Source organism: Winogradskyella ouciana (assembly GCF_009709615.1).
Classification (GTDB): Bacteria; Bacteroidota; Bacteroidia; order Flavobacteriales; family Flavobacteriaceae; genus Winogradskyella; species Winogradskyella ouciana.
Window position 1 is genome coordinate 107,124 of the sequence record NZ_WJYA01000006.1, and the last position, 14,729, is coordinate 121,852.

A 14,729-nucleotide genomic window follows, 5' to 3' on the forward strand; every position below is an offset into this window, starting at 1 on the left:
TTCAAATCCTTAAATTGCAATAAAAGAAAAGCCATGATAAGAAAAATTACCATGCTTTTATTGCTCCTCTTTACAATAAGCTATGCACAAGAAGATGCTTGGGTTCACCTCACTGATAAGCCTAACGAAGCAGCAGCCTTAGCAGATCCAATTTCCATTCTAACGCAAAAGGCCATAGATCGTAAACAAAATCATGGTATAGCAATAGATGGAAGAGACGTGCCTGTTCACGAAGCTTATATTTCAGATTTAAAAACCCAAACAGGCATTACTGTTTTAGCAAAATCTAAATGGCTTAACGCGGTTCATGTTAGAGGTTCTGAAGTAGATATTTCAGCATTAAGCAGTTTACCTTATGTAGAAACGATCGATTTTGCTAATAATAGTTTAGATGTATCATCACGCTCATCTCATAGTCAAGTCAATTCAGATATAGAGGATGAAACCGTTGATTTTACATACGGAAACACACAGAATCAGGTAGAAATGATTAATGCAGACAATCTGCATGTTGATGATTTTACAGGTGAAGGTATTACTATTGCTGTAATGGATTCAGGATTCCCAAATGTGAATACCATGGCAGCTTTTCAGCGCTTACGCGATAATGGAGATATATTGGGTGGATACGACTTTGTCACCCGAAACGCAGATGTTTATGCCAACACAGCGAGTTCCCATGGTACACGTGTTTTGAGTACTATGGCTGGTTTTATTCAAGATCAATTTGTTGGTACAGCACCAGATGCATCCTATTATTTGTTCTTGACTGAAGATGCCACTAGTGAAAATCCTGTTGAGGAAAGTTATTGGGTAGAAGCTGCAGAACGTGCAGATAGTTTGGGTGTAGATATGATTAACACGTCATTGGGTTACAGGGTTTTCGATAATTCTAATTACGATTACACGCCAGCTGATATGGATGGAGAAACCACATATATCACTAAAGGAGCTTCTATTGCTGCCGAAAAGGGCATTTTGGTTGTGGTAAGCGCAGGAAACTCAGGAGCTACAGCTTGGCAAACGGTTGGTGCGCCAGCGGATTCACCAGATGTATTATCTGTTGGAGGAGTAGATGAAAATGGAGACTATGTAAGTTTTAGTTCCCAAGGCGGAGCAGCACAGATTGGTTATCAGAAACCAGATGTGGTTGCCAGAGGAGGTTTGGCATTTGTGGTGGATGAAAACAATGCTATTGTACAGAATAATGGCACGTCTTTTAGTGCACCAATCCTTTGTGGTGGCATTGCATCCCTATGGCAAGCAATTCCGGATGCTACTCCAACAGAAGTGATGGACTTTGTTAGGCAATCGGCTTCACAATTTACTATGCCAAATGATATGTTGGGTTTTGGTATTCCAGATTTGGCACTGGCAAGAAGTCTAGGTTTGGGAGAAACATCAATAGAGAATATAAACATATATCCAAATCCTGTAAAAGATAATTTATATGTAGAATTGCCAACGCAGCTTGTACACTCAGAGGTAATTATCTACAATCAATTAGGACAAAAGGTTTTACAAACAGTGCTCAATACAAATAGTGAAGCCATTAATGTCGAAAGTTTAGAGGCTGGATTCTATGTTTTGAAACTATCATCAGAAACTAATTTCAGAACATTTAAGTTTGTTAGATGTTCAAACTAAACTCATACGTCAGTTCGAGTGATTTTAATCCCGAAAGCCTTCGGGATTAAAATCGTATCGAGAACCGTGTCTAGTTGAAATTCTCATTCTCGATACAAATTTCACTCATTTTCAATCGTTAAATTCACTCGAATTGACGAATTTTATAGACAAATATAATTTTTTCATATAATGACCAACAGCATAACAAAACTCTTCAACATAAAATACCCAATTATACAAGCAGGAATGATATGGAATAGCGGCTGGAGACTAGCCTCAGCTTCAAGCAATTCTGGGATTTTGGGTTTAATAGGAGCAGGTTCTATGTATCCGAATGTGCTACGTGAGCATATCCAAAAATGTAAAAAAGCTACGGATAAACCTTTTGGAGTTAACGTTCCATTGCTATACCCAAATATTGAAGAGATAATGGATATCATTGTTGAGGAAGACGTTAAAATTGTGTTCACTTCAGCGGGAAATCCAAAAACCTGGACGAAGTGGTTACAAGATAAGGGCATCACTGTAGTACATGTAGTGAGTAGCGTAAAATTCGCTTTAAAAGCTCAAGATGCTGGAGTGGATGCCGTTGTTGCTGAAGGCTTTGAGGCAGGAGGACATAATGGACGTGATGAGACTACTACCTTAACTTTAATACCTATGGTAAGGGAGCAAATAGAAATTCCTTTGATTGCCGCAGGAGGTATAGCCACAGGAAAAGCTATGCTGGCTTGTATGATTTTAGGTGCCGATGGAGTGCAGGTTGGTAGCCGTTTTGTAGCTAGTGAGGAATCCTCGGCACATCAGGCATTTAAGGAAGTGGTTGTTGATGCTAAAGAAGGAGCTACCCAGCTCACCTTAAAAGAATTGGCACCAGTTCGTCTTATAAAAAACAAATTCTACAACGAGATACAAGAATTGTATAAAACCGCACCAACACCAGAGCAACTTAAGGAATTGTTAGGTAGAGCTAGAGCCAAACGCGGTATGTTTGAAGGGGATTTAGACGATGGAGAGCTTGAAATTGGTCAAATAGCAGGATTGATACACGATATAAAGCCCGTTGCCGAGATTGTTGGGACTATGTTAAGCGAATACAATGATGCCATAAAGGATATAAATTCTAAAAATTTTTCGTTTTAGTTGTCGAAAAATTTAAATGTTTTGGAGAAAAAAAGCCGTAAATGTTATTTACGGCTTTTTAAAGTTGTTTTATTTACTTAGACTAATTTTCAGAATCTAAGTTCTCAATATGTTTTTCAAGCACAGCTAAATGTTTCTCCATACTCTCATGCTCTTCTTTAAGCACCTCATGATCTTCTTTCATTTGTTGGTGCCACTGTTTCATTTTTTCTATTTTTTCGTTTAAACCATAAGTATCAAGAGATTCATAATCTGGCTCTGCGTTTTTATGAGATTCAATTATTTTACTATGACTTCTAACTATAGCATCATGACGTTCTAGTATTTTAGCCTGCTCTTCAAAATCTCTTAAAATAGTAGAATCATTTATGTTCTTATTTTTATAAGACTCGTAGAGTCTATCATAAGTTGACGACATGTCGCTCAGTGTATTCTCAAACGAATTGTGTACTTTTAGAATGCTGTCACTTTTTTCTGTGAAGGCATTAAACTCTGCCATTAATTCTTTTTTTTCATTATCGCACGTAAACAATAGCAACGGCATTAATAGTAATAGATATATTTTTTTCATAATAAGTTATTTAATGAGTTATAATTTTTTTTTTAAAAATACCATATCTATTGTTAATCTCTTGTCGCAGATGATATTTTCAGTAACCCAATTGATAAATTTGATTTTAGAAATTAATTCAATTTCAAATGTCATAAATCCTCATTTGGATATGATTTTTTAAAGTTATCTTGCTTTTCAAAACAAATAATGTCATTGATTTTAATTTAAAAAAATGTCTAAAACAGCTATAGAAAAACTATATCGGTTTCTCAATAACGAAGATGGTGAAAGGGTTTGCACGGATATTTCTGATGAAGCATGCGAACATACTGTCACTAATTTTTTCAGGATACTGTTAACGCATACGGTTACCAAATTGGGAGATACGCTTAGTAACCCAAAAACGGTATTGACTTGGTTGATGAGCTACGTTAACGCTCCAGTCTATCTTATCAGCTTAATAGTTCCAATTCGTGAATCAGGAGCTATGATTCCGCAGATAGCCATTTCAAAATACATAAGTCAAAAACCCATAAGAAAATGGATCTGGATTTTTGGTTCCGTATTGCAATTTATATCTATTGCAGCTATAGGTTTAGTAGGTTTGTCGTATAAAGGTGTTTTGGCAGGATGGCTTATGGTGGGTTGTTTGGTGGTGTTTAGTTTTGCACGCAGTTTATCCTCCGTTACTTCAAAGGATGTCATTGGTAAAACCATTGCTAAGACCAGACGAGGTAAACTTGGTGGTTACACAGCCGCTCTGTCTGGTGTGTTGGTGTTGGTGGCTGGTTTGCTCATTACCTATAAATCTGAAACAGATGCATCAGTGGATTTTTATACCAACCTTATGTTTTTTGCTTCAATCATGTGGTTAGTGGCAGCATTGATTTATGCTTCGGTTAAGGAATTTCCTGGTGAAACCGAATCTCCATCAGAAGATGAAAACGTTGTGGTAAGCAAGCTTGAGTTATTAAAGACCAATACGCAGTTCAGAAATTTTGTAATAGCAAGAGCCTTACTATTGTGTTCGTCATTGTCTGCACCATTTTACGTTTTGCTGGCACAGAAACATGCTGGTTCTGAAAGTTTTTTATTGGGTCTGTTGATTGTTGCCAATGGTATCGCTTCGATTATCAGTTCACCTTTTTGGGGAAAACAGGCCGATAAATCTAGTAAAAACACAATGGCCAGAGCCATAACAATTGCAGCAACTATGGGTATTGCTTTATTTGTAATAGTTACTTTTTTTGAGAGCTTCCGAAACCAACTTTGGCTATATCCAATTGCGTTTTTCATTTTGGGAGTAGCGCATGGAGGTGTGCGAGCAGGTAGAAAAACTTATGTAGTGGACATGGCAAACGGTAACGAACGCACCAATTATGTTGCGGTTAGTAATACTATTATTGGTGTCATTTTACTTATTACAGGCGGTTTAAGCGCGTTGGTTTCGGTGTTATCTATAGAAGGTGTCATCCTAGGATTATCTCTATTAGGGCTTTTGGGTGCTTACCGTAGTTACAAATTGCCTGATGTGGAATAGTTAGTATTGGCATTAATTATCATAATATTTTATCTTAGCTAAAATTGCTTTATATAAGTATGAAAATAAAAAAGAACATAGCATTAGAATTCAATGATTTTTCTAAAAATTACACTAATGATATGATTGGTTGTGTGCCGCATTACGCAGAGTTAATATCGAGTTTTGTAGAGCATCTACCTAATGATTTTTACCCTAAATCAATTCTAGATTTAGGATGTGGTAACGGGAATGTTTCAGCGCAACTTATGCCACATTTTCCTGACGCTACTTATACTCTTGTAGATGCGTCTATTGAAATGATAAACCTTTGCAGGAAACAGTTTAGTTCCTATAATGTTATTTATGCTAATAATTATTTTAAAGACTTTGCCTTTAAAAAAGACGAATATGATTTGGTTGTAGCTGGCTTTAGCTTACACCACTGTGATGAAGTAGAGAAGCAAAGTATTTTTAATAGTATATACAATTCTCTAAAAAAAGGAGGGATATTCTCGTATAGTGACCTAATGATCAGTAAAACTAATCCAGACCACAAAAAACTAATAAAAAGTTGGGAAAAATTTGTAAACATAAGTTTTCCAGATGGTGAGAAGTGGGCCTGGATTATGGAGCATTACGAGGCCTTTGATAAACCTACGGATTATGATCTTCAAATTGAGTATTTAAGTAGGGCAGGTTTTGAGAATATACAAACACCATTTAAAAAAGCCTATTGGACACATATACAGGCCATAAAATAAAACAGCTCAACATTGGTAATTCATCCTGCAGATGTTACTTTCAATATTATATAAATAAAACTCTTTGTGTGACTTCAAAGCACGTTCAAAATTTAATACCACCATCTATTACTAAACTCTTATTTTTGTAATAATTGATTTTAAAATCTCCCTGTATGAAAAAGATAATTATTCTACTCTTCTGTGCCTTTGGTTTTTATTCTTGTGAAGAGGTTACAAGTGAAGATGAAATCCAAAAAATAAATTGGAGCGCAAGAGTGACAAATGTTCTTGAGTTAGACTCATTAGAAACAGGTAAATCATATTTATCCGTGTATTCGCAGATTTATAGCTTATCACAGCATAGAAAATACAACCTAACAGCTATGGTAAGTCTCAGAAACACAAGTGAAACGGATACAATTTATGTTCTAAAATCAGACTACTACAATACACATGGTGAACTTATAAAGCATTATGTAGACAAACCTGTGTATTTATTACCGATGGAAACCTTAGAGATTGTTATTGATGAGGCGGATGTGTCTGGTGGTACAGGCGCAAACTTTATTTTTGATTGGGCAACACCAAAAGGTACACCTGAGCCAATTTTTGAAGGTTTAATGTCATCGACCGCAGGTACACAAGGGCTTTCATTTACAACACATGCAAAACGGATAAATTAATTCGTACAACTAAAACCTAAGCACTACTTTTGCGCCATGGTTTTAAGTAACTACACCAAAGAATTTAAGTACAACCTTAAACTGGCATCTCCGGTTATTTTGGGTATGCTTGGACACACGTTTGTGAGCTTTGTAGATAATGTGATGGTTGGGCAATTAGGTGCTGCTGAATTGGCAGCTGTGTCTTTGGGCAATAGTTTTATTTTTATTGCCATGTCCATTGGCATAGGCTTTTCTACAGCAATAACTCCTTTGGTAGCTGAAGCTGATTCTGAACAAAATTTCGAAAAAGGAAAATCCGTTTTTAAACATGGTTTTTTTCTTTGTACGGTTTTAGGTTTGATATTGTTCTTAATGTTGTTAGTGGCAAAACCTTTAATGTATGTCATGGATCAGCCTGAAGAAGTGGTTGAGTTGGCGATCCCATATTTAGATTTGGTAGCGTTTTCTTTGGTGCCTTTAATTGTATTTCAGGCATTTAAACAGTTTAGCGATGGACTGTCTCTAACCAAATATCCGATGTATGCTACTATTGTTGCCAATATTTTAAATGTTGTGATTAACTATGTTTTGATTTTTGGGAAGTTCGGCTTTCCTCAAATGGGCATTGTAGGTGCAGCCGTTGGTACTTTGGTGTCGCGTTTTGTAATGCTGTTTTTCTTATGGTGGTTGCTTGCTAAGAAAAAGAAATCTAAGGCCTATGTCACTAATATTAAATTCTTCAAGCTAAGTAAACAGCCCATTAAAAAGCTGGCAAACTTGGGTTTACCGAGCTCTATGCAGATGTTTTTTGAAGTTGCCATTTTTACAGCAGCGATTTGGTTGAGTGGTACACTTGGTAAGAATGCTCAGGCAGCCAATCAAATTGCTTTAAACTTATCTTCAATGACCTTCATGGTCGCTATGGGATTAAGTGTAGCTGCCATGGTTAGAGTAGGTAACCAAAAAGGGTTAAGGGATTATGTGAATCTAAAACGTATAGCAGAATCCATCTTTTTGGTCGGGTTTGTTTTTGCATTTGTATTTGCTTTACTTTTCGCTATTTTTCATAAGGTTCTGCCGGACTTGTATGTAGATCTAGACGACCCTACCAATGCTGTGGACACCATGGAGGTAGTTAAAATAGCAGCAACCTTATTATTGGCTGCAGCGGTATTTCAGATTAGTGACAGCCTTCAGGTTATTGCACTAGGTGCTTTACGTGGACTACAGGATGTAAAGATCCCAACAGTAATTACGTTTATTTCATATTGGGTCATTGGCTTTCCTATAAGTTATTTTTTAGGAAAAGAGGACGCTTATGGTAGTTTAGGTATATGGCTTGGGCTATTGGCGGGTTTAAGTGCTGCAGCCATTCTTTTATTCATTCGTTTTAACTACTTAACTAAAAAGCTCATTGCTAATAAAATAATAACCTGATTAGATGATGAATAGTTTGATTTCTATAGCTTAATTGAAGAGCTCAATCAAAATCTATATATTTGCATCTATATTGAAAATCTTCAAGCTTTGTGCTTCAAACTTCAAACTTAACAAATGGAACTACCCAAATTTATATTAGGCGACAACACGGATTATCCTGATGCTATATTTATTATTCATACAGAGTTTCCGCGATTTATCATTAATCTAGAAAATGACGAAGTAGAGTGGTTTGAGGAATTTGATCAACACGACCAAAAAGAATTGGAAACCGAAGCCGAAAATTATATCAAACAAGCTACCGAATTTTACGATAGGGAAGTAGCAAGATATGATGATTAACTAAAAAAGAGGTATGCTAGAGCAACTTGTAGAGCTAGACAAAGAACTTTTTTTGTATTTAAATGGTCTAGGTAACACATCTTGGGATGGATTCTGGATGGCTTATACTACTAAATGGAATTGGATACCATTGTACGCTGTTCTATTAATTTTATTATACAAGCGATTGGGAATAAAAATGGTTTTGGTTACCCTTATTTCTGTGGTGCTCATGGTCACTTTTACGGATCAAGTCACCAATTTATTTAAGGATGGTGTGATGCGTCACAGACCTTGTCACCAAGCAGAAATCAAAGAACTAATGCGTATTGTTAGAGAAGGTTGCGGAGGTAAATATGGTTATTTTTCGGGTCATGCTAGTAATTCTATGGGTCTTGCCATATTGGTAGGATTAATGTTGCGGAAAAAGTATAAATACCTTATTTATATTGTAGTGGTTTGGGCTATCACCATGGGTTATAGTCGTATTTATATTGGAGTGCACTATCCTTTGGATGTGCTTTCTGGTCTTATTTTTGGAGGACTTTCAGGATTTGCATTCTACAAACTCGATAAATATCTGCAATCTAGATTTGCCTTAAAGGATCCACCAGATAAAGTACTTTAATATTACTTCCGGGTTAATTCGTATAAGACATTTGTAAGCCTATTTTTATAACCTCTAGTGTCTTTGTTAGAAGAATTTAAATCGTAAGTGTCTTTAAATTCGATCTTATATACTTTTGAAAGTGCATCTATAGTGTCTGGCTTCACTTTATTGGTCAACAAATAAAATCGCTTGTCATTTGGGATCACATAACCTTCACTCGTTTTTATACTCGGGATTTTGTCACCGTAGTTGTATATCACTTCTGGCGCTACATAGTCTAAATGATAAAGCTGCAAGCCTGAATGTTTTAATTCTGAAACGTGTTTGTAATCAACTTGAGAATGGGATTTTGATATCGGTAATGCCACCAAACCTAAGGTGGTCATAAAAGCAATAACCAAATAGAAAACACTTTTGATTTGTTTCGATTTTAAAAACTTGAAAATAAAAAAACCAATAATGGCTAAAACTATTGCTGTAATTACGAATCTCACTAATAACATTCCGGTTAAAATATCACTTGAAAAAAACCAAATAACCCAAAATAGAATTGCAATGACACCAATCAATCCAAACTGAAAATAAACAGGAATAGTTTCCTTTTTCGATTTCAGATTTTTGAATTCTCTTATTAAATATTCTATATAGAAACCAATATTAATTGCCAGTGGAATCAATACAGGCATTAGATAGCGCGATTTTTTTTCAGGAATAATGGACAATAGAACTATGGCTATAATCGTCCAGAAAAAGCTAAACCTATAGGCTTTTAGATTTGACACCCTTGACTTCATATACGAATAAATAAGGCTCACCAATGCTGCAACAGCCCATAATCCGCTTTGTACAAAAAAGCTCCAATAGTAATAAAACGGTCTTACGTTGTAACTGCTCCAATTGGAGGTTTCGCGTTCTGCAATTGCAGTAAAGGTTTCAGGGTCAGCAACACGTACATGAAAATACCACCAACCACCTAATACAATCCCAAAAACCAATAAGCTAAAAAGTTTTAAAAAGTGAAGTGCACCACCTTTAAACTTGTAAGCTATACCGTAAGAAATGATGAAAGACAATAACAAAACATACAACGAAACAGGACCTTTAGACAAGACCGAACAAGCCAAAAACACAACAAAAAGTAAACTATGGACTATTGATGTTTTCTGCTTTTGAAACATTATAAAAAGCTGATACAAGGCCATGAGCATAAAGGCATGTGTGTAAATATCCCATGGTGCTTCAATAATAATTCCTATAACATAAAAAGAACTTAGTACAATAAATCCATTAACAAGACTGTGTGATTTACTAAGTTCTAATTTTTTTGATAGTAGAAAAGTTGTGATGCCAATACTCGCCATAAAAAGTAATGCAGGCCAACGTAATGCCAAAACAGATTTAATGCCAAAAAGTAAACCGAAAAATGCGGTTATCCATGTTGGTAAAGGTGGTTTTTGATAGCGCGCCTCACCGTTCATAGTGGTTAATACCCAATTGTTATCGGTAAGCATCTCGCGAGCAGAAATAAAATTACGGGCTTCCATAATACTCACAGGAATAGCATCAATGGTAAAACCAAGCATTACAACTACAAAAAGTAAAAGACTTAAAATTGGGTATTTTTCTATGAGCTTAATCATTATTCTGCTTTATTAAATAAACATTTCTAATGTAAATAACTAGTCCAAAAAGATGTCCAACAAAGAGTACTGGGTCTTTTCTTATAATAGCATAGCTCAAAATCAAAGCAGCGCCAATTAAACTCAACACCCAAAACCCTAATGGTAAGGATGATGCCTTATTGCGTTCAGAGTGAATCCATTGATATACAAATCGCAAGGTGAAAATGATTTGAGCCACAACACCAAGAACTAATAGCCATGTTGGTATAGCTTCGTTTTTAAAGAGTAATTCTATATCTATTTTGTTGTTGTTATAGTAAAAAACAACGATTATTACCGGAACTATAAACAGCAAATACTGAACAATTTTAGGAAACTTTTGCCATTGTCCCTGTAACTGTAAGTTTCTAATGTAGATGAAATACGTTAAACTCTGTCCTAGCATTATGGCAAAATCTAGTCTTAAATAACCATAAATGAACAAGAGGAAAGAGGCGATTAAACTTAATGTCCAAAATGTAGATGGAGTAATGACTTTACGCTGTTTTTCGGACGTAATCCATTGAATGATCAGCCGAGACGAAAATAAAATCTGGGCCAAAAATCCGATGCTGTAAATAATCCAGTCTTTCAAATTAAAATATTATTTACTCGATTTTTCAACTTCGTAATTAATGTATTTCTTCTTCATCCACAAATAGGCAAAACAATCCATAAGTGGGCCCAAAAGCCTATTCCAAAGTCCAAATTTTGCCGTACCGGCAAGTCGAGGAAAATGCTGAACAGTAACTTGTTTTATTCTGCCATTCTGAAGCATAATCATAGCAGGTAAAAAGCGGTGTAAACCTCTAAACATAGGAATACGTTTAGCATAATCCGTTTTAATGATTTTAAGTGGACAACCCGTGTCATCCATACCATCATGTGTAAATGCGCGTCTAATACCATTGGCAATTTTAGAAGACATATTCTTAACAAAAGAATCTTTACGGTTAGAGCGTACACCAGTGACCAACTCATGCGTGTCTATGTGTTCTAAAAGAATATTGAAATCTTCAGGTGCTGTTTGTAAATCGGAATCTATGTAGCCAGCCAGCTCAGTATCAACATAATCAAAACCAGCTTTTATAGCAGCGCTTAAACCTTTGTTTTCTTTAAAGAGAATGTATTCAAAAGCTTCATTGGTAGCACAAATCTTTTCTATCAATGCTTGACTATTGTCTGTAGAACCATCATTAACAAACAATACCGAAGTGGGTACAGATGCTATCTTAAGATAGTTAGAAAGCTCGGTTTCTACACGTTCTAGATTTTCCTCTTCATTATAAACCGGAACGATGATGGTCAACTTATACGTCATACACTATGATTGCTTAGTCTGTGCAAAAGTATAGTTTTTTTATGATAACGAAAGTAAGTACTCAGCAGCGGCAAAAGGAGTTGTTTTACCAGCTTCAACCAATTGTATCTGCGCATCTAGTTCTGCTTTTATTTTAGGCGACTTGTAGAAATTAGATTTTAAACGCTCTTCTATAGTTTGTAACAACCAAAACTTGTTCTGGTTATTTCTATTATGCTCAAAATAGTCATTTGAGGATGTCGTAGTTATGTAGTCTTGGATGAGTTCCCAAACATCAGAAATGCCTTCTTTTTTCAAGGCACTACAAAGCGACACCTTAGGTGACCAACCCGATTCCTTTTCAGGATAAAGGTGTAAGGCTCTATTGAATTCTACTTTTGCAGTTTTAGCAGCTTTAAGATTATCACCATCCGCTTTGTTGATAACAATCGCATCGGCCATTTCAATAATACCGCGTTTAATGCCTTGTAATTCATCACCTGCACCAGCGAGTTTTAAAAGTAAGAAGAAATCGACCATACTATGCACAGCGGTTTCACTTTGGCCAACACCAACGGTTTCTATGATAATGGTGTCAAATCCAGCTGCTTCACATAAAATGATGGTTTCCCTCGTTTTTCTTGCCACACCACCAAGTGAATCACCAGAAGGTGATGGTCTTATAAACGCATTCTTGTCCTTAACCAAATCTTCCATCCTGGTTTTATCACCTAGAATGCTGCCTTTACTCAAGGTACTACTTGGGTCAACAGCGAGAACAGCGACCTTTTTACCGATGTTAGTGAGGTAGCTTCCAAAAGCCTCAATAAAAGTACTTTTACCTACACCAGGTACACCAGTAATGCCAATTCTTATAGATTTGTTGGCGCGAGGCAAACAAGCCGTAATAATGTCGTGAGATTTATTGGCATGCTTTGTGTTTGTGCTTTCAACTAGAGTGATTGCTCTACTTAAATCCGTAATGTTTCCAGAAATAATCCCATTGACCAACTCCTCAACAGAGGGTTGTTTTTTACGTTTGGTCTGTATGGATTTTGCCGAATTTGAACTGAGAGTTTTAGGAGGTTCAACACCATCTTGTTCATGCAAAGCAGATTTATATGGTTGGTCTTTTTTTGTCACTTTGCATTAAAGTTTTTATGAACCTGAGTTAGGATGAACTTGAACAGGAATTTCAATTAAAGTCTGATCCCATGCCATAGTCAATTTTAAGTTTCCGGTTTTATTATCAAAAGCAATGGTGAACTTTTCCACGGTTTCATCTAGCTCTTGTTTTGGTACTTCTAATTCAATGGCATCGTAATTAGGATCCCACATCGGTTCCATCTTTTCGTTCACTCCCCATTCATATTGTTTTGAGTTGAACATTACTTTCCAAGAATTTTCCATAGGTACAGTCCATAATGTGTATTTACCTTTCCTTAAGAGCATACCATCAATCATTAAATCCTTGTTGGTTTCAAAGGTTGTGGCTTCATTGGCACCGGTTCTCCATACCTCATTATAAGGTACAAGAGCACCAAAAACTTCACGCTCGCGCTTAGAAGGTCTATTGTATTCTACTTTTAAGTTTAAGTCGTTTAGCGTAATTTTAGCAGTATCCTTCGGACTTAATCGTGGCGAAAAAATATTTTCAACGAATACGGAGTATATAAGTAAACCCAATGCTATAATGGATAGTACAATGAGGAGGCGTTTTAGCATAATTCTTTTCTCAGAAGTTTATTTTGGTGAATTTTTATTTCAGAATTTAAAGATAATTCAATTCCCTAAATTTATAGAATAGAACGCTGAATTTTAAGCAAATCTTATAATTTGAAAGAATTTGCAATTTTTTTAAAGGATTTTGCAACACTTAAAAAAATGTGTCGTCTTTAGAGTGAAGTTAGTTTGAAACAAGTATGACGATTTAAGAAGCAAGACTTTGAAAATCTAAATTAAGTTTCAATAACTTATCTCGATTATCAAGAAAACCAATCATCAACCAAAACCAATTAATCATTAGCACGATTCAGATTCATATTGTTGAAAAATGCAAGAAGAATGATAGGCAAGCGCAAATGCAATTGTACAATCAGTATTGTGATGGCATGCTCATAGTTGCGCTACGATTTGTGAAAGATACCATGGAAGCCGAAGATATAGTACAAGAGGCTTTTATAAAGGCATTTTCCAAATTAGATCAATACAGAGCGGAAGTCACTTTTGGTGCATGGTTAAAGCGCATTGTAATAAATAGATGTATTGATGTTTTAAAATCTAAACGTCAGCGCTTAATAGAATTGGAAGAGCATCATCTCAATGTTGTTGATGACTATTATGAAAGCGAATGGTTGGTTGATGACAGTGTAACGATAGACGAGGTAAAAGCAGCGATAGAACAGCTGCCAGAAAAATATAGATATGTTGTAATGCTCTATTTAGTTGAAGGATATGACCACCAAGAGATTTCAGAAATCCTGAATATTACGGAAGTGGCATCAAGAACACAACTTTCTAGAGGAAAACAAAAATTGCAGATAGCATTAAAAACAGAGAAAAATGGCACAAGATCTTAGAAGTTTATTTGAAAAGGATACCAAAGCACAGCATGCGAAAATGTCTGAAGGTCATGAAGCACGCTTTTTAGACAAGCTAGATGCGGAATTGCCTGTTAAAAAGCAATCCACTCGATTTAGCTTTTTAAACATGGCGGCTAGTGTGATTATATTGTTGGGTTTAAGTTTTGGTGCGTATCAGTTTTTTCAATCAACGCCAGTAATTCCTGATGATGATAAGCAAGTGGTAGAGACTAACATAAAAACTCTTGGAGATGTTTCTCCAGATTTAAAAAAAGTTGAAGACTACTACTTGGCAAGCATCAACTTAGAGTTGTCAAAAGTGCAAATGACTCCTGAGAACAAGGATTTGGTAGATGGTTATATTCAACGACTTAAGGAATTAAACGAAGAATATGATAAGCTTACCCTAGAGCTAAATGAAAATGGACCTAATGAGGAGAATTTAGACGCGCTAATAGATAATCTAAAGTTTAGACTAAACCTTGTAATGCGTCTTAAAGATAAGTTGCAGGAGTTTAATGACGACACTTTTACTCAAGAGAGTATATAATCAATTATAA

General features: G+C 35.8%; 16 protein-coding genes. 10 read left to right on the forward strand and 6 right to left on the reverse strand.

All coding sequences use genetic code 11. The annotated features are described in order from the left end of the window. Positions 1 to 33: 33 nt before the first annotated feature. Both F1003_RS10440 and F1003_RS10445 read left to right on the forward strand, forming a co-directional pair. Positions 34 to 1,647 carry a S8 family serine peptidase gene (locus tag F1003_RS10440; RefSeq protein WP_155089368.1) on the forward strand — a complete coding sequence of 538 codons (1,614 nt, stop codon included), beginning with the start codon at positions 34 to 36 and terminating at the stop codon, positions 1,645 to 1,647. A 171-nt stretch (positions 1,648 to 1,818) separates the two neighbouring features. Beyond that, positions 1,819 to 2,772, forward strand: coding sequence for an NAD(P)H-dependent flavin oxidoreductase (locus F1003_RS10445; RefSeq protein WP_155089369.1), 954 nt, complete (start codon positions 1,819 to 1,821; stop codon positions 2,770 to 2,772). An 82-nt stretch (positions 2,773 to 2,854) separates the two neighbouring features. Here F1003_RS10445 and F1003_RS10450 read toward each other — a convergent pair whose 3' ends face one another. Further along, positions 2,855 to 3,343, reverse strand: coding sequence for a hypothetical protein (locus tag F1003_RS10450; protein ID WP_155089370.1), 489 nt, complete (start codon positions 3,341 to 3,343; stop codon positions 2,855 to 2,857). A gap of 214 nt (positions 3,344 to 3,557) precedes the next feature. Here F1003_RS10450 and F1003_RS10455 point away from each other — a divergent pair, with 214 nt between their 5' ends. The 6 genes from F1003_RS10455 (at position 3,558) to F1003_RS10480 (ending at position 8,644) form a co-directional block, all read left to right on the forward strand. Then, positions 3,558 to 4,865: an MFS transporter gene (locus F1003_RS10455; protein WP_155089371.1), complete on the forward strand. Its 1,308-nt coding sequence runs from the start codon at positions 3,558 to 3,560 to the stop codon at positions 4,863 to 4,865. Between the two features lie 59 nt (positions 4,866 to 4,924). Next, entirely contained in the window at positions 4,925 to 5,608 is a 684-nt protein-coding gene (locus F1003_RS10460) for a class I SAM-dependent methyltransferase (protein WP_155089372.1), read from the forward strand. Positions 5,609 to 5,763: 155 nt separating this feature from the next. Beyond that, entirely contained in the window at positions 5,764 to 6,273 is a 510-nt protein-coding gene (locus F1003_RS10465; protein WP_155089373.1) for a DUF3124 domain-containing protein, read from the forward strand. A gap of 36 nt (positions 6,274 to 6,309) precedes the next feature. Continuing rightward, positions 6,310 to 7,692: an MATE family efflux transporter gene (locus F1003_RS10470; RefSeq protein ID WP_155089374.1), complete on the forward strand. Its 1,383-nt coding sequence runs from the start codon at positions 6,310 to 6,312 to the stop codon at positions 7,690 to 7,692. Between the two features lie 117 nt (positions 7,693 to 7,809). Next, positions 7,810 to 8,037 (forward strand): DUF8828 family protein, encoded by a 228-nt coding sequence (locus F1003_RS10475; protein WP_155089375.1) that lies wholly within the window; start codon positions 7,810 to 7,812, stop codon positions 8,035 to 8,037. Positions 8,038 to 8,050: 13 nt separating this feature from the next. Further along, positions 8,051 to 8,644, forward strand: coding sequence for a phosphatase PAP2 family protein (locus tag F1003_RS10480; protein ID WP_155089376.1), 594 nt, complete (start codon positions 8,051 to 8,053; stop codon positions 8,642 to 8,644). Positions 8,645 to 8,646: 2 nt separating this feature from the next. Here F1003_RS10480 and F1003_RS10485 read toward each other — a convergent pair whose 3' ends face one another. The 5 genes from F1003_RS10485 to F1003_RS10505 are packed head-to-tail and all read right to left on the reverse strand — an operon-like array spanning position 8,647 to position 13,312. Then, complete coding sequence (locus F1003_RS10485) at positions 8,647 to 10,266, reverse strand: ArnT family glycosyltransferase (protein ID WP_155089377.1); 1,620 nt, start codon at positions 10,264 to 10,266, stop codon at positions 8,647 to 8,649. Next, a complete protein-coding gene (locus F1003_RS10490; RefSeq protein ID WP_155089378.1) occupies positions 10,259 to 10,882 on the reverse strand; it encodes a lipid-A-disaccharide synthase N-terminal domain-containing protein in 624 nt (207 codons plus the stop codon). The genes F1003_RS10485 and F1003_RS10490 overlap by 8 nt, the downstream gene beginning before the upstream one ends. A gap of 9 nt (positions 10,883 to 10,891) precedes the next feature. Further along, positions 10,892 to 11,608 (reverse strand): glycosyltransferase, encoded by a 717-nt coding sequence (locus tag F1003_RS10495; protein ID WP_155089379.1) that lies wholly within the window; start codon positions 11,606 to 11,608, stop codon positions 10,892 to 10,894. Between the two features lie 39 nt (positions 11,609 to 11,647). Beyond that, positions 11,648 to 12,730: a methylmalonyl Co-A mutase-associated GTPase MeaB gene (meaB, locus tag F1003_RS10500; protein WP_162306959.1), complete on the reverse strand. Its 1,083-nt coding sequence runs from the start codon at positions 12,728 to 12,730 to the stop codon at positions 11,648 to 11,650. Between the two features lie 15 nt (positions 12,731 to 12,745). After that, a complete protein-coding gene (locus F1003_RS10505; RefSeq protein ID WP_155089380.1) occupies positions 12,746 to 13,312 on the reverse strand; it encodes a DUF2911 domain-containing protein in 567 nt (188 codons plus the stop codon). A 296-nt stretch (positions 13,313 to 13,608) separates the two neighbouring features. On the opposite strand from F1003_RS10505, the gene F1003_RS10510 reads away from it, so the two are divergent. Together F1003_RS10510 and F1003_RS10515 are read left to right on the forward strand one after the other, a co-directional pair. After that, complete coding sequence (locus F1003_RS10510; RefSeq protein WP_438695861.1) at positions 13,609 to 14,166, forward strand: RNA polymerase sigma factor; 558 nt, start codon at positions 13,609 to 13,611, stop codon at positions 14,164 to 14,166. Next, positions 14,150 to 14,719: a hypothetical protein gene (locus F1003_RS10515; RefSeq protein WP_155089382.1), complete on the forward strand. Its 570-nt coding sequence runs from the start codon at positions 14,150 to 14,152 to the stop codon at positions 14,717 to 14,719. The genes F1003_RS10510 and F1003_RS10515 overlap by 17 nt, the downstream gene beginning before the upstream one ends. Positions 14,720 to 14,729 lie beyond the last annotated feature (10 nt).